14 protein-coding genes are annotated in these 19,868 nt (G+C 34.4%); 5 read left to right on the top strand and 9 right to left on the bottom strand.

What is annotated here, in order from left to right; translation table 11 throughout:
• The first annotated feature begins 133 nt into the window (after positions 1-133).
• The 5 genes from AC0UBM_RS02370 to AC0UBM_RS02350 all read left to right on the top strand — a co-directional run bounded on the left by AC0UBM_RS02370 (position 134) and on the right by AC0UBM_RS02350 (position 8,201).
• Complete coding sequence (locus AC0UBM_RS02370) at positions 134-2,944, top strand: alpha/beta hydrolase family protein (RefSeq protein WP_475687511.1); 2,811 nt, start codon at positions 134-136, stop codon at positions 2,942-2,944.
• Positions 2,945-3,095: 151 nt separating this feature from the next.
• Positions 3,096-4,379, top strand: a complete 1,284-nt coding sequence (locus AC0UBM_RS02365; RefSeq protein ID WP_475687510.1) for an alkaline phosphatase family protein — start codon at positions 3,096-3,098, stop codon at positions 4,377-4,379.
• A 145-nt stretch (positions 4,380-4,524) separates the two neighbouring features.
• On the top strand, positions 4,525-5,529 hold the full coding sequence (locus AC0UBM_RS02360) for a sugar kinase (protein ID WP_475687509.1): 1,005 nt from the start codon (positions 4,525-4,527) through the stop codon (positions 5,527-5,529).
• A gap of 105 nt (positions 5,530-5,634) precedes the next feature.
• The gene (locus tag AC0UBM_RS02355; protein WP_475687508.1) at positions 5,635-7,227 is read left to right on the top strand and encodes a sulfatase family protein; all 1,593 of its coding nucleotides are present in this window, start codon (positions 5,635-5,637) and stop codon (positions 7,225-7,227) included.
• A 203-nt stretch (positions 7,228-7,430) separates the two neighbouring features.
• Complete coding sequence (locus AC0UBM_RS02350; RefSeq protein ID WP_475687506.1) at positions 7,431-8,201, top strand: tetratricopeptide repeat protein; 771 nt, start codon at positions 7,431-7,433, stop codon at positions 8,199-8,201.
• Positions 8,202-8,417: 216 nt separating this feature from the next.
• Here AC0UBM_RS02350 and AC0UBM_RS02345 read toward each other — a convergent pair whose 3' ends face one another.
• From AC0UBM_RS02345 to AC0UBM_RS02305, 9 genes are all read right to left on the bottom strand, one after another.
• On the bottom strand, positions 8,418-9,083 hold the full coding sequence (locus AC0UBM_RS02345) for an aspartate/glutamate racemase family protein (RefSeq protein WP_475687505.1): 666 nt from the start codon (positions 9,081-9,083) through the stop codon (positions 8,418-8,420).
• Between the two features lie 2 nt (positions 9,084-9,085).
• Positions 9,086-10,087, bottom strand: coding sequence for an L-histidine N(alpha)-methyltransferase (locus AC0UBM_RS02340; protein ID WP_475687504.1), 1,002 nt, complete (start codon positions 10,085-10,087; stop codon positions 9,086-9,088).
• Positions 10,088-11,236, bottom strand: a complete 1,149-nt coding sequence (gene egtB, locus AC0UBM_RS02335; protein ID WP_475687503.1) for an ergothioneine biosynthesis protein EgtB — start codon at positions 11,234-11,236, stop codon at positions 10,088-10,090.
• Between the two features lie 483 nt (positions 11,237-11,719).
• Positions 11,720-13,801 carry a DEAD/DEAH box helicase gene (locus tag AC0UBM_RS02330; RefSeq protein WP_475687502.1) on the bottom strand — a complete coding sequence of 694 codons (2,082 nt, stop codon included), beginning with the start codon at positions 13,799-13,801 and terminating at the stop codon, positions 11,720-11,722.
• A 188-nt stretch (positions 13,802-13,989) separates the two neighbouring features.
• Positions 13,990-15,024: an arylsulfotransferase family protein gene (locus AC0UBM_RS02325; protein WP_475687501.1), complete on the bottom strand. Its 1,035-nt coding sequence runs from the start codon at positions 15,022-15,024 to the stop codon at positions 13,990-13,992.
• A gap of 105 nt (positions 15,025-15,129) precedes the next feature.
• The gene (locus AC0UBM_RS02320) at positions 15,130-16,368 is read right to left on the bottom strand and encodes an Lcl C-terminal domain-containing protein (RefSeq protein WP_475687500.1); all 1,239 of its coding nucleotides are present in this window, start codon (positions 16,366-16,368) and stop codon (positions 15,130-15,132) included.
• A gap of 142 nt (positions 16,369-16,510) precedes the next feature.
• Positions 16,511-17,698, bottom strand: a complete 1,188-nt coding sequence (locus AC0UBM_RS02315; protein WP_475687499.1) for an Lcl C-terminal domain-containing protein — start codon at positions 17,696-17,698, stop codon at positions 16,511-16,513.
• A gap of 244 nt (positions 17,699-17,942) precedes the next feature.
• Positions 17,943-18,659 carry a LytR/AlgR family response regulator transcription factor gene (locus AC0UBM_RS02310; RefSeq protein ID WP_475687498.1) on the bottom strand — a complete coding sequence of 239 codons (717 nt, stop codon included), beginning with the start codon at positions 18,657-18,659 and terminating at the stop codon, positions 17,943-17,945.
• Positions 18,656-19,765, bottom strand: coding sequence for a sensor histidine kinase (locus AC0UBM_RS02305; protein WP_475687497.1), 1,110 nt, complete (start codon positions 19,763-19,765; stop codon positions 18,656-18,658). The genes AC0UBM_RS02310 and AC0UBM_RS02305 overlap by 4 nt, the downstream gene beginning before the upstream one ends.
• Between the last annotated feature and the right edge of the window lie 103 nt (positions 19,766-19,868).

The following is a 19,868-nucleotide window of genomic DNA, read 5'->3' as shown; positions in this document are numbered from 1 at the left end:
ATTTTAATTGACTTAAAATCCGTTATTAATAATTAACATTTATTTATAAGGCTTTAAGGGCTCTCCGGCGTTTGATAACATCGAGAGTTGTTTTGATTTGTAGTATATTGACATCCAAAAAAAAAACAACTTCATGAAAATTAAAATTACCCTAGTTTTTCTCTTAACTTCAATTTTTAGCTTTGCTCAAAAAAAAATCCTTGAGCATTCCGACAAATCCCTTTGGAATAAAATAAAAACTGAAGCCATTTCTCCTGATGGAAATTATGTTATGTATACCTTAGAACAAGGCGAAAAGGATACGTATTTAAAAATTAAAGATTCTAAAGCCAAACTTATTCTTGAGCATGATCGTGCTAAAAACGGAACATTCACCTATAATTCTGAAATGGCTCTTTTTACTATAAATGCTTGGAAAGATAGTATTCTAGAATTAAAACGTGATAAAGTAAAAAAAGAAGATCTTCCTAAAGACACGCTAGGTATTTATAGTTTTAAAAATAAATCCCTATTAAAAATAGCAAACGTGTCTTCGTATAAAACGCCTGAAAAATGGGATGGGTATCTTGCTTATATGCTGGCAGAAGTAAAAGCAAAAAAGAAACCAAAAGACAGCCTTTCTGAGGATAAAAAACAAGATACTTTAAGTCAACCAAAAAAGAAAAAGAAGGGTAAAAAAGTAAACAAGAAAAATGGATACCATCTTGTTCTTAGAAATTTAGATACTCAAAAAGAAGATACCATAAAGTTTGTAACCCATTACACTTTTGCAAAAGAAGGACAACGACTTGCCTATACCACTACTGGAGATACAGCCAACTTAAAAGCTGGTGCTTATGTTCTAAATTTAGAAAACAACACACAAACTCAAATTTTTGAAGGCCATGAAAAGGTAAAATACTATCAATTAAATTTTAGTGATTCTGGTGAAAAATTAGGATTTGTTGCCGATTTAGATTCTACAAAAGTACAAGAGCGACCGAATGAATTATACGTTTGGAAAACAGGAGATACTAAAGCGAATCCAATCCTGAATAAAGATACTGCGCCAAAAGGCTATCGCGTTTCTGCCGACGGACGATTAAACTTTTCAGAAAACGAGTCTAAGTTATATTTTGGTTTAGGCGCTCCAAGTATAATTAAAGATACTACGCTATTAGCTGAGGAAATTTCAAGTGTAGAAGTGTGGACGTATAACGAATCTAGATTATACACCGTTCAGGAATTAGCTATGGACCGCGATCGAAAAAAATCTTACGAAACGGTACTCGATTTAAACACTAATAAAATCACTCAATTGGGAAGCTTAACGTATCCGAATGTTAATATTGGAGACGAAGGAAATTCTAGTGTAGCCTTAATAAGCACGCCAGAACCTTACTATTTAGAAAGTCAGTGGACAGGGATTAGAGCTTCAGATTACGCTTTGGTAAATACAACCACAGGAGAAACTAAGCCCGTTTTAAGTAATATGCCTGGAGGTATGCGTTTAAGTCCGAAGGCTAAATATGCCTATGGATACAATCAAATAGATAGTACTTGGATAAGTTATAATGTAAGTACGGGTAAATTAATTAATCTAACCAAAGACAAAGTATTTTACGACGAGCTTAACGATTCTCCTAAATATCCTAGATCCTACGGTGTTGCCGGCTGGACAACAAACGATGAGGAAGTACTAATTTACGACAGGTTCGATGTTTGGTCTGTAAATCCAGATACTGGCGAAATGTCAAGACTAACCAATGGAAGAGAAACGCATACGCAATATCGTTACATTCAATTAGATGAAGAAGAACGCCATTTAGACACAGATAAAACTTGGTTATTTTCTACGTTTAATGAAGACACAAAACATTCAGGATATTTTAAGTACGATGCTAAACGAAAAAAGGGAAGCCAAATTTTAGAAGGCCCTTACAAGTATTCTACACCAAGAATGGCACAGGAAAGTACAGAAGTGATATTCACTAGATCTTCTTTTACAGAATTTCCAGACCTTAGATATTCAGATTTAAGTTTTAAAAAACAAATAAAAATTAGTGATGCCAATCCGCAACAAAAAGATTACAATTGGGGAACTGCAGAGCTAGTAAATTGGACCTCTTTAGATGGTAAGCCTTTAAAAGGAATGCTGATTAAGCCAGAAAATTTCGATCCATCTAAAAAGTACCCGATGATTGTTAATTTCTACGAACGAAGTTCAGATAGATTATACGATCATAAAGCACCATCTTTTGGACTTTCTACTATTAATTATAGTTTTTACACCAGTAGAGGTTACCTTATTTTTAATCCAGATATAGAATATCGCGATGGTTACCCTGGAGAAAGCGCCTACAATTGCTTAATGCCTGGCGTAACCTCTCTTATCGCAAAAGGATTTGTAGATGAAGATAATATAGGACTTCAAGGTCATAGTTGGGGAGCATATCAAATTGCGTATATAATTACTAAAACCGATTTATTTAAGGCTGTAGAATCTGGGGCTCCTGTAGTAAATATGGTAAGTGCTTATGGAGGTATCCGTTGGGGAACTGGTTTAAGCAGACAGTTTCAATACGAGCATACCCAAAGTAGAATTGGAGGAACACCATGGGAATACCCAATGCGATATATAGAAAACTCACCTATTTTTAATCTCGATAAAATAAACACACCTGTGTTAATTATGCATAATGATGCCGATGGACATGTGCCATGGTACCAAGGTATTGAGTTTTTTGTGAGTTTACGTCGATTAGGAAAACCGTCGTGGTTACTTAATTATAACGGAGAGCCACACTGGCCTAGAAAACTACAAAACCGAAAAGATTTTAATCTAAGAATGTCGCAATATTTTGATCATTATTTAAAAGGCGCTCCAAAACCAATGTGGATGGAACGTGGTGTCCCTGCTTTAGAAAAAGGAATAAATCAAGGTTATGAATTGCAGGAGAAATAGTACTTTTATGCAATAGTGATACAATTCAAAAAATTTAAGCGCTTAGGGTGTGATGAAACTAAACCACTTTATAGCGCTTAAATTATTGAAAATTCAATTAGGCTTTAATCGACAAAAAACAATTCATTTAGTTCTCCCCAAAGACAAGAGTATGTTCAGTAAAAATAAAATCTACGCATTAATTTTTATAGCACTTCTACCCTTTTTCATGGTTTCGTGTAAATCAAATTCTACAGTAACAGATTCTACAATAACTAGAAACTCTAAGAAATCTGAAAAAGCACCTTATGTGATATTGGTATCTTTAGACGGCTTCCGTTGGGATTATGTCGAGAAATATAAACCAAAGCATCTTTCTAATTTTATAAAAAACGGAGTTCAAGCAGAGTCTTTAATACCATCTTATCCTTCTAAAACGTTTCCTAATCATTACACCATTGCAACAGGAATGTATCCTGAAAATCATGGTTTAATTGGGAATGCATTTTACAGCTATAAAAAAGATGTCACGTATGCCATTAGAAATAGAGACATGGTGGAAGATGGTACATTTTATGGAGGGACTCCGATTTGGGTTTTGGCAGACCAGAACGATATGGTATCGTCAAGTTACTTTTTTGTTGGATCGGAGGCAGATATCCAAGGAGTACACCCAACTTACTACCGTAACTACGATGGATCAATTACAAATGAAACACGCATTTCGGAAACTCTAGAATGGTTAAAGTTACCTGAAGCCGAAAGACCGCACATGCTTACCATGTATTTCTCGGATATAGATGATATCGGTCACAAATATAGCCCTAGCAATGATGAACAGCTAAAAAAAGCAATACTTAATTTAGACATCCAATTGGGAGCATTATTTAAAGGCGTTGCAGAGACTGGTTTGGATATAAACATTATTATAGTATCCGACCATGGAATGACTACAGTTGAAGCTGAAAATTTTATCTCTATCGACGAGGTGGCAAATCCAGAACTTTATACCCTTATAGATAATGGTAGTATTTTAAATATTCATCCTAAAGCTAACGTCACTATAGATTCTGTTCTAAAGATTTTAAAACGGAATGAAAATAATTTTAAAGTCTACAAAACAAAAGATACTCCTGGCTTTGAATATTCTCCTAAAAATAAAGATTGGGGTCCAATCCAGATTATTCCTGATTTTGGATATTATTTTTCATATCCTTCACGAATAGAGAGTATGAAAACAAATGGCATTACTGCCGTAGGTGTCCATGGTTACGATACCAAACACAAAGACATGCACGGCATTTTTTATGCTAATGGACCTGCATTTAAATCGGATTACATAATACCATCCTTTAAAAATATTGATATTTATCCTTTAATGTGCAAACTTTTAGATCTTAAAACTCCAACGTCTATCGATGGAAATTTAGATATTATAAAAGATGCTCTAAAATAAGAATCGGCATAAACGTAGTGTAATCGTTCGTTTCACTTAAAAATAATTTGTACTTTTTAAGTGAAATATTAAATTGATAACTGATCAAGAGACAGTAAATAAAATAGACTAAAATCATAAAACAAATTATAATAAAACTTAAACTATGGCAAAAAAACTGGTAACATTTGGTGAAGTAATGATGCGTTTATCTCCTCCAGGATATTTAAAATTTTCGCAAGCAAACTCTTTCGAACTTGTTTACGGTGGTGGCGAAGCAAACGTCGCCATTTCATGTGCTTATCTTGGCATGAAAGCCGCACACATGACCCGATTTCCCGATAATGCCATAGGCCGAGCTGCGACTCAGTTTTTACGTAAAAATTGGCTAAGTAGCGATCAAATTATATATGGCGATAACAAATTGGGAATGTATTTCCTAGAAAAAGGAGCTGTACACAGACCAAGTGTTGTGGTTTACGAAAGAGAAGGTTCTGCGTTTTCTTTAATTCAGCCTGAAATGATAGACTGGGAAGATGTCTTAAAAGACGCCGATTGGTTTCATTGGACAGGAATTACACCAGCTATTTCAGAAGGAGCGGCTATGTGCCTATTAGAAGCTATAAAAACAGCAAACAAAATGGGTATTATGGTTTCTGGTGATATTAACTCTAGAAAAAATATGTGGAAATATGGGAAAACCATGCAAGAGGTCATGCCCACTCTCGTGCAACACTGTGACATTGTAATAACCAGCCCTCGCGGCATTAATGAAATGTTTGGATTAGGAGAAATTGGTGGGAAATTTAAAGATTCTGCAAAAGCTCTTATGGATGCTTATCCAAGAATTAAGAATGTAGTAGGCAAAAAAAGGAAATCGATTAGTGCGTCCGAACAAGAAATACAAGGAAGAATCTGGAATGGAACCGAATATATTAAGACAGAAACTTTTGAGATTTCTCATGTTATAGATCGTGTGGGAACAGGTGATGCCTTTGCTGCAGGGTTAATATACGGACTCTTACATTACGACGACGACTTGGATGCTCTTAATTTTGCTTCGGCAGCATGTGCTTTAAAACACACTATCCTAGGCGATGTTAATATGGCGACATTAGAAAACGTAAAAAGCTTAATGGGTGGAGACACCTCAGGAGCATTAAAACGTTAATTGCAAAAACAGAATCGATTGTTCTAAACCGTTTAGAATAATTGAAAGCTATGATATCTTGAACTATATCATTTCAAAAAAGAAAAGTAATACTAAAAATAGAAAATGAAAAACACAAGCTTAATAGTCATAGCTATATTAATGTTATGCTTTAGTTGTAAAGAAGATAAAAAAGAAGAAGTTTCAGAAAAACAGGAACGTCCAAATATTATTTTTATAATGAGTGACGACCATGCTTATCAAGCCATTAGCGCGTATGGTAAAGGATTAAACCACACGCCTAATATTGACAGAATTGCTAAAGAAGGTGCAATTTTTAACAGAGGTTTTGTAACGAATTCAATTTGTGCACCTAGTAGAGCCGTACTTTTAACTGGTAAGCATAGTTTTATTAATGGAAAAGTAGATAATGTAAGCCCGTTTAACTGGGACCAAGATAACTTTGCCAAGGCACTTCAAAAATCAGGATATCAAACCGCTATGATTGGTAAAATACATTTAGATGGTTTACCGCAAGGTTTCGATTATTCTAATGTACTTCCGGGTCAAGGCTTATACTATTCTCCCATATTTATAGAAAATGGTGAGAAAAAAACGTATCCAGGATACATTACTCAAGTGACTACAGATATCGCTTTGGATTGGTTAGAAAACAAGCGAGAAAAAGAAAAGCCATTTTTAATGATGTATCATCAAAAAGCGCCTCACAGAACTTGGATGCCAGAAATAAAGTATTTAACATTAATGGATAGTGTAACTTTCGATCCTCCTGCTAATTTCTTTGACGATTACGAAGGAAGACCAGCTGCCGCTAAACAGGAAATGAGCATATTTGAAGATATGGATGTGGTTTACGATCTTAAAATGCTAGATAAAGAAGGTGAAATAAAAACAAAATACAGACCTTACTTTCAGAAAAAATATGATCGTATGACAGACGAGCAAAAAGTAGCTTGGGATGCCTATTACGATCCGATTATAGCCGACTTTAAATCTAAAAACTTACAAGGTAAAGCACTTGCAAAATGGAAGTATAATAGATATATGCACGATTATTTAAGAACAGTACAATCTGTAGATGATGGAGTTGGTGAAGTTTTAGATTACCTAAAAGCTAATGGTTTAGAAGAAAACACTATAGTAGTATATACTTCAGATCAAGGTTTTTATTTAGGAGAGCACGGTTGGTTCGATAAACGTTTTATGTATGAAGAATCTTTTAGAACACCACTTTTAGTAAAGTATCCAAAAGAAATTAAACCCGGAACTGTTATTAATGAGCTGGTTCAGAATATAGATTTTGCCCCTACGTTTCTAGATTATGCTGGTGTAGATATTTCAAAAGACATTCAAGGAGAATCCTTTAGAAAATTAGTAAAAGGAGAAGCTAGTGAATGGAGAGATGCAATTTATTATACGTATTACGAGTTTCCTGGCGAACACCATGTAAAACGTCATCATGGCGTAAGAACAGACCGATATAAATTAATTCATTTTTACTACGATATCGATCAATGGGAATTATACGATCTGGAAAAAGATCCTTCAGAAATGCATAATGTATATAACAATCCTGAATATGCAGGTGTAAAAGAAGACATGCATAAACAGTTAGAAAACATGCGTACCAAATATGGAGACAATGACGAACGTGATAAACAGAATTTGGAACATTACCTGGAAGTTATAAAAGAATAGTTTTAATAGTGATTTGAATATATATTCAAATCGCTTTTTTTGTTATTACCACTTGTAAATGATATTTTTGATGCCTTACATCACAAAGTATTGATTAGTACAAACTATATAACGAACTTGTTTTTACTTCTTATATTATTTTAACTCACGATACTTTAAACCTATTACTAACCAATTAGCCTATCTTTTAAAATTAATTAAAAATGAAATCATTTAAAATAATTGCAGTCTCAAGTCGTATTCTTCTATTAAGCGCATGTTTAACCACCATGGTATCATGTAAAGAAGATGCTTCAAAACGCATAAAGGAAGAAAACAAAACAGAAGTCGAGACTCAAGATAAAGTACAAACTCCAGAACAAGCGGAACCACAAGAAAATTTGGTTGGTGGCGAAGCCCAATTCGAAGCAGGTATTAAAGCGGCAGAATCTAACGATATGCCATTGGCATTCACAAAATTTATGGAAGCCGCTAAAGAAGGACACGAATACGCTCAGTTTAATATTGGATTGATGTATGAGCAAGGCTTAGGAGTTGCAAAAAATCAAGAAGAAGCTTTTAATTGGTACACGAAATCTGCGAATCAAAAAAACTCAGCTGCGCAATTTAATCTGGGTGTTTGTTATGAAAATGGTTATGGTACTCCCGTCGATTTCGCAAAAGCAAATGCGTGGTACCGTAAGGCATCTCTTCAAGGAGATGGACTGGCGGTTGGTAATTTAGGGATGTTATATATACGTGGGGACGGTGTTAAAGAAAACAAGGTCGCAGGTATAGCATTGCTTATCATGTCTACCACTATGGATTCATCTCCAGAAAATCAGGCGAAGAAAAATATTTCTTCCATTAGAGGTTTAACTCCTGAAATGATTTCTGAAGCGCAAACACTTTCAAATCAAATGAGCGCGAGTGCAACTGAAAACTTTTTAGAGCCACTAGATCAGTATTTAGGTACGTCTCAGAATGCAATTTAAGTTGTCATTGAAAAAATGGTTGAATTCGACCGGTTAAATAAATTACCATGGAAATCCTTGAATTCATTTTAGACCTATTAGATTATTCTACATAACTAAGTATCCTAGACTTGATAATGCATGTAAAGCTAAATCAAATCTAGGATATTTCTTTTATATCATTTGAATATATACAGAACTTAAAAAGTACAGGATTTGTTTGTAGATTACAACAATCTAACTCAATTTATCAATAGCACTATCTATTTGTAACTGCGCCATATCTATAATGTTTTCATTATTTTTAGGATTCAATACAGATAATTCGGTACACCCTAAAACCACAGGATGGATCGCGGCGTAACGCGCTATACATTCATGAAATTGCTTGACAAGATTAGACGTTTCTGTTCCATTATAAACCTCCTTTCTTACAGTATCTATAAAGGCCATATCATTTTCCGAAGGCAGAACAACTTCAATAATATTGGCTTTAAAATACGAGCTAATATAATCTGCTGTCATAAAATACAGTGAGCCAAACAATACAATTTTATCACAATTATGCTGTTTTAATTTATCGACAGTTAAATGAAGTGGATGAAGAATTTCGGAATCCATATGCAATCGATCTACCGTTTCATGAAGCGTAATATTAGGAATAATTATAGCATCAGCCTTAAATGATATAATGTCTTTTAAATACCCTTGCACCAAACCATCTAATCTCTCTGAAGTATTTGGCAATAAAGAATTTACATCATTAAAATCTACATTATAGACCAGTAACGGGCAGGTACTATAGTCACCATTTTTCTTGTTATATACAGCATTCAGTTCACCTAAATAATATGTCGTTGTTCGGCTACCAAGGCCTAAAAGAACAAGATTATTGCTTACCATAATTAATATCTAGTAAGTATATAATCAGCAAAATAAGCTTTGCTATCCAAAATTTTGGTATCTAACTTAAAATCTGTATTCAAGATAATTTTAGATATAAGTACATCATTATATTTCCTTGAAACCTCGGTCTGTATTTTTTCACCTTTTTCAAAATGAAATGTTTTCCCAATGGCTTTAATCTCGACACTTTGTTGCTTGGTACTTTCAATAAAACTGCTAGCAATTCCTTCTTCTTCGTCGTATTCAGGACTGTGTTTAAACTGATTTAAATTAAAATCTGCATCCAGTTGGGAATTAATTCTATCTAACAAATTAATATTAAAAGCAGCCGTTATGCCCTGACTATCGTTATAGGCTGGTAAAACAATATTTTCGGGTTTTATTAAATCTACTCCCAATAATAATTTATCTCCTGCCGAGAGGTTCGCACCCAGCTTAGTAATAAACGCCGAAGCCATATCGTCGGTCATGTTCCCAATATTAGATCCTAGAAACAATACAATTTTAGGCTTCTTGCTTAATTTTAAAGCATCCAACACTTTAAAATAGTCCCCTTGTTTTGTCTTTACCGATACATTTGGTAACGTAGCATTTAGGTCTTTTTCTAACAGGTCTAATGCGTTAGAAGAAATATCTATAGGTAAGTAATCGAATTTAAAATTATTTATGTCTAAACACTTCAGTAATTCCTTTGTTTTTAAACCGTCTCCTGCACCGAGCTCAATTAATTCAAAATAAGAATCTGCTTGCAAATCCATTGCTTTAATTAATTGGTCTGTTTTATTCTGAAAAATATCCAACTCACTACGCGTTAAATAATATTCTGGCAAATTCATGATATCTTGAAACAGAGCATCTCCCTTTTTATCGTAGAAATACATAGAAGGAATGGTCTTGGGACTACTTTGGAGTCCGTTTTCGATATCCGATTTAAATTGGTCTAAATCCTTGCAGTTTACGTTCTTCTGCTCTACGCGCTTACTTTTAACTATTTCTATCATCTATTTTGCTAATCTTATTCCCGTAAATTGCCATCTTTCGGTAGGGTTAAAAAAATTACGATAAGTATCGCGGCTATGGTTTGGCGATGTGGCAACGGAGGCACCTCTAAGTACCATTTTATTACTCATAAATTTTCCGTTATACTCACCAAGTGCACCATTTTCCTTTTGAAAATTAGGATACGGTAAATATGCACTATTGGTCCACTCCCATCGTGTTCCCCAGTTCAAGGCTTTAGATGCGACTTCCCATTCAAATTCTGTAGGTAAACGCATGCCTTTCCATTCGGCAAATGCCTGGGCTTCGTAATAATTAATATGACTTAAAATCGCATTTTTATCTACTTTTTGTAAACCGGAAAGCGTATAATAATGCCATTCTTCTTCAATTTTATGCCAATACATCGGAGCATTAATTTTATGGGTATTAACCCAAGTCCAGCCTTCGTCTAACCACAAATTAAAATCGGAATATGCACCAGATTCCATAAATTCCATATACTCACCATTAGTAATTAAACGGTTCTGAATTTCAAAATCGTTAATATAAACCTTGTGAACACCTAACTCGTTATCGTAACAAAATTCGGTACCTTGATACCCAATTTCGTATACTCCAGCGCTAATCTGTATACTATCTGTATATTTATTATGCTCTTTAATTAAATGGTATTCGCTATTAAATACTGGAAAAATGGGATTATGACCTAGCATATATTTTACATCGGTAATGAGTAATTCCTGATGTTGCTGTTCATGATTTAATCCAAGTGTTACTAATTCTATAAGTTTATTGTCTGAAACATCAACTAGTAACTCATGCATTTTAGTGTCTACAAATGTTCTGTATTCTAGAATTTCGTTGGTACTAGGCCGAGACATATTACCACGGTTAGACTGTAAAACTCTATCGCCTGCATTGTTATAATAACTATTAAAAAGGAAGTTAAAATGAGAATTAAATTCGGTGTAATTATCGCAATACGATTTTAAAATAAAAGTTTCAAAAAACCAAGTAGTATGCGCTAAATGCCATTTTGGTGGACTCCCAAATTGTACAACCTGAATGGCATAATCTTCTATATGTAAATGATTACAAAATCTGAGTGTTTGTTCTCTAACTTGTTTATAATTCATCAATACACTCATATCTATTAATACATTTTTTTACTTGGTTAAAGACTGTAATACCAAAACTTATCAGGTAATTTACAACTACCTAAAGTTATAAAAATTTAACTGAAGCAAAATTATAGCATTATTAAACGTGCGTTAACGCAATCCATTATTTTTGTAACGCTACTGATTCTGTATTAAACTTTACTATTCCTGATTAATCCAATCGCTACTTTCAAAATTAATGATCCTGATTAGCTAAACGAATTAGAACTCGTGCCAGTTTTGGTTTATTTTAGGTTTTGGTCGGACTACCACCCGATTCCTTATGGAATTTTAAAATAAAGTGCAAAGAAATTGTCTTACCCTTTTAATTTGAAAGTGTTACAATTAATATTTAGCCAATGTCTTCATCCTCCAAATGCAAGATGATTAGTTCTGAAAAAAAGCAATAAATATGAATAAGAGGAATATTACTCCAACCAAAAAAGAAATATAACAATTTAAAATTCTAGTTTATTGAGACAATCTTAACTCGACCATAAATGATCTTAATTTTTTAGATACTTCTTGAAGTTCGTCGGTCATAGAAAATACTTTGGGGTCTCCTACAATAATTAATTTATGTTTGGCTCGAGATAAAGCGACATTTAATAGACGTTCGCCTTGAACCCCTTTATAAAGTCGCCCAATATTTTTGTCGCTATTATCTACAATATCATAAATAATCATATCGAAGCCTGATCCTTGAAAAGAATGAATAGTTCCTATTTTAACCCGATCTAATTGCTCCTCTGTTAGCAAATCTATTAGTAGCCGTTTTATATAAGTAACTTGTCCGTTGTACGGTGTAATAACACCCACATTAATAATGCTATTTGCACTAACTATTTGAGTAATTAGTTGGACTATTAGTTGCCCTGTTTTGGCATTTACTCGCGACATACCCGCAGTAGACTTTACTACCGAACCTTGCTTAGGATGGACAGGTATAAAATAATATGGAGCCTGTAATGTTTCATTATTAAATTTTAAATGCTCGAACTCCGGAGTATAATGTGTGGTTAATTTCCCATTATAAAAGCGATCATTTATCAGTTCACAAATCTCGGGATGCATACGTCTTTGTTCGGTTAACATGACTTGAATTGTATCTTCGTAATGTCTTTCATTCTTAAAATAGTCGAAAATATCTGTATTAAACCAATTATTAACAGCCTCTGTTTTACCAATACTTATTGGGCCGAGTTGTTTAAAATCGCCTGCAACAACAAATTTATCTTTTGTAAAACTTGCCATGCTTAAGGTCTGTACCAAAGGCATCATCCCAACCTCATCGACAACCACAAGATTAAATTGTTCGTTTTCAAAATGGTCACCAATAAAACACTGCGCAGCAGTTGTAAACACCAACTGCGACTGCCCTATACGTTTCTGATTAATTTGTTTAATCTCCTTTTTTAAAAGTACCTGTCTATTTCTAAGTAATGCTTTTTCTTCTAAATCTTGATTCTTTTGTGCTCTTAATAGCTTAAGCACCTCACCATAGTTTTTACGTAAATTATCAACTAAATCCTTATCCGGATACAGCCGGTTATCCTGAACTATTTCTGGCAAAACAGGATATCCGAATCTCAGTAATTTTCTTCTATTAATTAAGGTTTTAGACGTATCACTATATGAATCGAATTCTTTTATAATCTCCTGACCAAGAATATCTATGGATACATTTGAAATTCCAACGGCAAGCACTCGAAGACCTAAACAACATGCTTTAGTAATTATTTTTGATAAGGTATACGTTTTACCTGTACCTGGCGGTCCCCAAATGAAGGTCACATTTTGAGAAAACACGCGATCTAGAGCCTCTTTTTGAGATGTATTTAATCCCATAAAATCATTATCAATCTCATGTGCATTACGGCGTAGAAAATCTGTCTTAAAAAACAGCTGATTGGTTAAACTTAACTGATTTGAATGTGCACTATAAAATCGTCTTTTAATATCTTTTAAAAAATTTATTGGCTTTGGCTTAAATTGGAATAATGTATTTAGGTGTTCTGCAGATAACTCATACGAAACCCTAAAAATCATTGAAGACGATTTTCTGTAATAAGCTAAAAAGATCCCTTGGATATTATGAGACTGAGAAACCTCTTTCCACCACAGTTTTATAGGTACACCTTCTTGACTAGGCGAAGCCACTCCATCGGGTAAAGATATTCGGGCTTCATATAAAAATCCGAAACTCGAATTGGGAATACTTTTAGTAACTTTAGCAATAATCCATGATTTTGAATGATCGTCTTCTAAAGCATATTCTTCATCGGTAAAAGCTTTTAAAACGTCTTGCGTATTATCATTTACTAAACCAAACCATGACGGAAAATCTCTTAAGATTTTATCCCATTTTGGAAGGAATAAATACCGTCTTACCCGATCAAAATAGACACTGTATTCTTCTAATGCGTTTTCAATAAGTTCTAGATCAAAATTATGCTTGTACAAGACATTTACAAGCTGTTTTTCGTTATACGCATGTTCTTGATGATCTTTTTCATACCACTTCTTTACTATGTTCTCAAAAACTACTTCCATTACAAATACGCCTTTACATCTCAACTATCCGGTTTAAAACCTAATCTTATTTTTACTTTTTAAGTCGTAAACTGAGAGCGTTTAAATATATAAAAAGCTAATAAAAAAAGGGTTGATAACCGATAATAGTTATAACGTAAAGGCGCATTAAATAGATTTATTTATTTTAACAGAACGTGAGCTCTTTTTTAATAGTTAGCATACTTCCGCACTTTAAAAATTTCAGACTTTTTATTTGTAGTCTCTGGCGTAAAATCCCAAACCTCATCGTCGGTATCTGTAACCTCTATAAAACGTCCTTCTACTCCAGAACAGATTAAGGTATTCCCAGACGCTAATCGTTGTGCTCCTGATATATGGTCGGAATAAAAGGTGTTTGAATACGACCAAATCACTTCATCCGTCAGCGTAATTTCTAAAACCGCAGATGTATTTGTATCGGCTTCATTATTAAAAACAAGGAGGTTTCCATTATCTAAAAAGGTCGCATCATGTTGTCCTGATAAAGCACCAGAAGCCGTAATAGTTTGCGTAATGTTTTTACTATCTTTATTAACAACATACAGTGTATTCTGACCTCTTGAACTTATAAGAATGTTCCCATCTTTATAGTCAACTGAATTAAAATGCAAATAATCTGCTTTGTTGGTGTTATTAGGAACAATATTTCCGTCATCCATTGCACTCCATTCCCAAAGAATAGCGTTTTCTGTTTTGTCAATTATAACCACAACTTCGTTCCAGTAATCAGACTCATTATATTCGCGAAGTTCCCAAGTTAAGGCAATGATAGTAGTATCAGCTATTTGTTTAAAATCATGATGAAACGTTGCTTCGTCGCTAGTTTTTTCAATAGACCAAATCACTTGACTGTCGTCGTCTAATTCTTCAATTCTACCAGCAACTAAACCACCTGTAGCGAATGAACTATTATTTACAAGTGGTGATTTAGCCATACGTAATAAAGTATTGTTTTCCGACAAATAACTACCTCCTGAAGATGTGTAGGCCGACGACCATGTTTTAACATCTACTCCCAAAGAATCGATAAGATGCGTTGTACTGTCTCCTATATAGGAAAACAACACATAACCTTCTGTTATACTCGATGATGATTCCGTATCAGTTTCCGTTTCTGCAGGTCCTACCTCATCCGATTCGCAGGCGCTCACTGAAAACAGGAATACAAGTAGTAATGATATATTAAGGTAGTTCATTTTCATTGGTATCTTTTTTAAAATGTTTTATTATTAAGTACTGTTGATGTTAATATATTCCTGAATCACTCACTAACATTCTCTTAAGGTAAATCAAGTTTTGACATCCTATTAATTCGCGTCTCTCACACATCTTATAAAATTATACACCTTTCGAATATCGCCTTGCGGGCCAAAGGTATCGGGAAAATCATCTGTACTCCCCGCCTTAGGGTCGTTACGCTGTGCTCCTGCTCCATGTACATCTAATAACTGACCGTTCATCAAGCCTTCGGCTTCTCCAAAACAAAAATAGACCGCATCGGTATAAGGCGTTGGTCCGTCTTGCAAAGGAGAACTTGACCAATAGTAACCGTATTGCCCAGGATTACCATTATAATCTAAAATTGATGTGCAGGTAAATAAGGGGTCTATCGCAGGAGAATTTGTGGTTTGTGGCGAACGTGTATAATCTACTATACTTTGTAGTTCTTTCGCATTTGGCATTCTCCAGTCGCTGTGACCTCCAAGCGTTAACGATTCGGCATAGGCTAAGGCATGTTCCCAGTCATAGTTTTCTCCATTATCGGCTTGTTGCCACATTAAGCCTGTAGCGTGGTCTGTAATTGTTCCATCACCATTATCTGTAAAATCGTTTTCCCCATAAGCTGTATTCCCTCTTACCATTCTAAAATACATGGTATTTGGAGCACCGGTAGCTGGGCTGTATTTAGGATAGCCTTTCAATCGTCCGTCGACAAAGTTATACCCAAAAACGGCTTCATCTCCATTCATTACACGCCCAACATATTCTGTGATTGACCATGTTTGTCCGTCAATTTCTCGTTCACCAATAGATTCGTCACCTATAGGCTGGTCGAAATATTCGACATCGATAAACATATCTACAGCATCATCTCCGAAACAACGACCGGTAAAATTAGATAGCGAATACAATTCTTTAATTGTAGGAATTCTCCAATCTGAATAACCTCCTAAATTAAACGTTTCAACTAATGCAAAAGCATCGGCGTACGACATTTTATCGCCCATATTTTGTTGCCACATTAATCCCGTAATATTATCGGTTACTGTACCATCGCCGTTATCTGTATACGATGGCTGATTCCCGATATATGTAGCATCTTGTCCATAAAAAGCATCGCCAACACTTGGTGCCGAAATTATAGCATCGTTATCGTAAAAATCTAATACACCCGTATCTACAATCTCGTAACTCAATCCTGTAAATCCGATTTCTCCTCCGCCGTCTTCGCCATTATCAGCAGTATCGATAGTATCGTCTCCACAAGACATTATAGAGCACATAGCAAGTAAACTGAATGTTGTTTTTAAATATTTGAAATTCATTTTGTTTTGTTTTTTGGTATTGATAAATCAAAGGTCTTTAATACCCAAGTTTAATGAAAACGCTATCAATAGAATCGTGCTTTGAATCAATGAAAAAAGAATCAGACTAACCCGCTTCATCTTAGATAAGCGTTAGCAAAATTTACATCTCGATGGTCCGTACGCTTCGTACATAATTGTATACATAACGCACATCGCCTTGAGGTCCGAAATACGTTGGATATTTATTTTTACTACCACTTTTAGGGTCACTTCTTTGGCATCCTGCACCATGCACATCCATAAGCTGATTTCTCATTTTTCCTTGACCTTCACCAAAGGCAATATACACAGCACTAGAAGTTGGATTTACACCATCTAAATGAGTAGTACTGGACCAAAAAAACGGATATTGTCCAGAGTTCCCTTCTGGGTCTTTAATTTCTGAAGTTGAAAATATAGGATTTATAGCCGGAGAATTTGTGGTTTGTGGCGACCTAGAATAATCTACTATACTTTGTAATTCTTTGGCATTTGGTAAACGCCAATCGGAATAACCAGCAAGTTTTAAATGTTCTGAATACGCTAAAGACGCTTCCCAATCGCGACCTATACCATCATCTGCTTTTTGCCACATTAAGCCTGTAGCATAATCAGTCACCGTACCATTTTCATTATCTATAAAATTGTTTTTTCCATAATCCGTGTTTCCTCTAACCATTCTAAAACACATGGTATTCTCACTATTTTTTCGTTTATTAAATTTCGGATAGCCTTTTATACGGCCATCCACAAAATTAACTCCGAAAATGGTTTCATCGCCGTTCATAGTCAGACCTACATATGCTGTAGACGACCACGTTTGTGCATCTATTTCGCGTTCTCCATTATTAGTATTTCCTAAAGGCTGATTGAAATAATGCGTATCTATAAATAACTTGCCAGATTTCGCCCCTTTTACCTGACCCGTAAATAAGATTAGAGAATACAACTCCTTAATCGTTGGCACTCGCCAGTCTGAATGTCCACCCAATTTAGATTCTTGTGCTTTTGCAAAAGACGCTTCAAAAGACATTTTTTCGCCCATATCTTTCTCCCACATTAAACCTGTAACATTATCGGTAATGGTGCCATCGCCATTATCTGTATACGACGGCTGGTTCTCTGGATAATTTGCATCTTGACCGTAAAACTCGTCGCCACTTTGCGGAGCGGATATCACATTGTTATTACTATAAAATTCAGTCACTCCAGTATCTACAATAGGATAAGTTATTTGTCCCACTGCCGAATACCAAACCGCCATACACATGCCTAAAGTCACCAATGTATTTTTTATCCTTTTTTCCATAACTATAAACTTAACATTTAACGTATGTAAAGTTCTACATTCATGTTTTTAAAAACGAAGAGAATCAATAGAAGGCGGATTTCCTTCAACGAAATTTATAAATACGAGATGGTATAATAATGGTCACCTTAAATTAGCATCAAGGTCTAGCGCAGTACTTAATCTGTTTACAATAAGATGAAATGATGACATCTATTCAGCATGACGGCATTTGGGTTTTATTAAAATTTTAGTCTATTGAGATTTAACTAAAAAAATTATTATTCAGGAAGGTTTTAAACGCGTCCTGATAAGTATCGCTAACCACAATAAATTCTTTTCTGCTGTAAATAATTCTATTGCGTTCTACCGTTACAATATGATTTAGGTTCACGATAAAAGAACGGTGAATACGCATAAAATGTTCCTTAGGTAAAACATCTTCTATGTTTTTAAGACGAAGTAAAGTTTTAACCGGTTCGCCATTTATTAAGTTTATAGACACATATTCTTTCTGAGCTTCGATATATTTAATGTCTTTAAAATTGATTCGGATATGTTGCTGTCCCGATTTTATAAATAAGAACTCATCGTTCTTTTTCACTTCGGTTACAAACTGTCGCTCCTTAGTTATGGTTTCTGATGCTTTATTAGAAGCCATTAAAAAATCAACATACTCAATTGGTTTCAACAAATAATCTATCGCATTTACTTTATAGCCTTCAATCGCATATTCGCTATACGCGGTGGTGAAAATAATGCGAGGCGGATGCTCTAAAGTTTTCGCTAATTCTAACCCGTTTAAATCGGCCATATGTATATCCAGAAATAGTAAATCTACTGGATGCGCCTTAAGGAAATCACTAACACCTAATGCATTGGTAAATTTTCCTTTTAGTTGAAGAAATGGCGTTTGCTCTATATAAGACACTATTTGTCTAAGCGCCAAAGGCTCGTCGTCTACAGCGATGCACGTTATCATATCGGTATTTTTATGGTTGAATTATACACATTTTCAATTTCGGAATATGTAAACATATAATTATTATTATATAATAATTTTAAACGTTTTTCTGTATTTTGAATGCCTATTCCTGAGGATTCTGAGGTCTTAAATTTCTCATGTACACTGTTTCGAATCGTAAATTCGAGTACACTATCGTGGATAGAAAGTGTAATATGTACAAACGATTTCTGCTCGTAGCTTATACCGTATTTAAAAGCATTTTCTAAAATATTAGTAAATAACAATGTTGGAATAGAAATATTAGGCGGATTTTCAGGCAGGTTCAATTCAATTTTCACATCTTCATGAAAACGTAATTTCATAAGTTCTACGTAGCTCTCTATAAATTTAATTTCTTTGGACAATGCTATAGGCTTATCGTTAGATTCGTACAACAAATGGCGCATTAAAACAGATAATTTTGCAATGGAGCTTTTGGCTTCCTTGGTATCAAAATCTACTAAAGCATGAATATTATTAAGCGTATTCATTAAAAAATGAGGACTAACTTGATTACGTAAAAAAGCCAATTCGTTTTTAATATTTTCTTTTTCGACTTCTGCTTTTTGCTGTTGGGTTTCTGCCCACTTTACAGAGAGTTTCATTCCCGTATCAAAACCAACCAATAAGATAGATAACAAAATTAAATTGACATAAGGCGGATACGTTCCTGCTCCTGCTTGCCGTTCTAAACTACCATGTGGCTTTCCAACTTTGTTTGAATTTGGAAATTGAAGTCCGACATGTTTTTGTATCTGACTTCTATTCTGAGATGGTATGTTGCTTCTAAGCAACATAGACCCCATTACGGTCAGTCCAATAACAATTATTACGGAAACTATATATGCGATTTTCTTATTCTTAAAGAGTAGAAAAGGTGTTAAGATAAATCGATTTACACAGAAGATAATTAATAAAGGTAAGTAATCTATCCAAACATTAAAAATGACATTCCACCGGATGGTATGGCTATTAATCCACTGATAAAATAGCGGTAAAACGAACAATAATAACCAAAACAGAAAGATAAAAGTAGACTCGAAAAATCGAGAGCTTTGTGTATTTAAGATTGTTTTATTCATTTAAACCCGTTTATGCTAAAACCAATTGGTAATAAATCAAAGGTGACATTTCTATTTATAGAATTCAAATATTATCAATAGAAAGTGGTTTTGAATCAATGAA

This window comes from Formosa sp. F44, from assembly GCF_056238645.1.
Note: the sequence above shows the minus strand (reverse complement) of the source record. Positions and strands in the feature narration are given on the sequence as shown.

Coding starts and splice junctions, on each gene's coding strand:
- AC0UBM_RS02305 (WP_475687497.1), bottom strand. CDS start 19,765: ATGAATAAAACAATCTTAAATACACAAAGCTCTCGATTTTTCGAGTCT.
- AC0UBM_RS02350 (WP_475687506.1), top strand. CDS start 7,431: ATGAAATCATTTAAAATAATTGCAGTCTCAAGTCGTATTCTTCTATTA.
- AC0UBM_RS02360 (WP_475687509.1), top strand. CDS start 4,525: ATGGCAAAAAAACTGGTAACATTTGGTGAAGTAATGATGCGTTTATCT.
- egtB (WP_475687503.1), bottom strand. CDS start 11,236: ATGAGTGTATTGATGAATTATAAACAAGTTAGAGAACAAACACTCAGA.
- AC0UBM_RS02330 (WP_475687502.1), bottom strand. CDS start 13,801: ATGGAAGTAGTTTTTGAGAACATAGTAAAGAAGTGGTATGAAAAAGAT.
- AC0UBM_RS02325 (WP_475687501.1), bottom strand. CDS start 15,024: ATGAAAATGAACTACCTTAATATATCATTACTACTTGTATTCCTGTTT.
- AC0UBM_RS02320 (WP_475687500.1), bottom strand. CDS start 16,368: ATGAATTTCAAATATTTAAAAACAACATTCAGTTTACTTGCTATGTGC.
- AC0UBM_RS02310 (WP_475687498.1), bottom strand. CDS start 18,659: ATGATAACGTGCATCGCTGTAGACGACGAGCCTTTGGCGCTTAGACAA.
- AC0UBM_RS02340 (WP_475687504.1), bottom strand. CDS start 10,087: ATGATAGAAATAGTTAAAAGTAAGCGCGTAGAGCAGAAGAACGTAAAC.
- AC0UBM_RS02355 (WP_475687508.1), top strand. CDS start 5,635: ATGAAAAACACAAGCTTAATAGTCATAGCTATATTAATGTTATGCTTT.
- AC0UBM_RS02315 (WP_475687499.1), bottom strand. CDS start 17,698: ATGGAAAAAAGGATAAAAAATACATTGGTGACTTTAGGCATGTGTATG.
- AC0UBM_RS02370 (WP_475687511.1), top strand. CDS start 134: ATGAAAATTAAAATTACCCTAGTTTTTCTCTTAACTTCAATTTTTAGC.
- AC0UBM_RS02345 (WP_475687505.1), bottom strand. CDS start 9,083: ATGGTAAGCAATAATCTTGTTCTTTTAGGCCTTGGTAGCCGAACAACG.
- AC0UBM_RS02365 (WP_475687510.1), top strand. CDS start 3,096: ATGTTCAGTAAAAATAAAATCTACGCATTAATTTTTATAGCACTTCTA.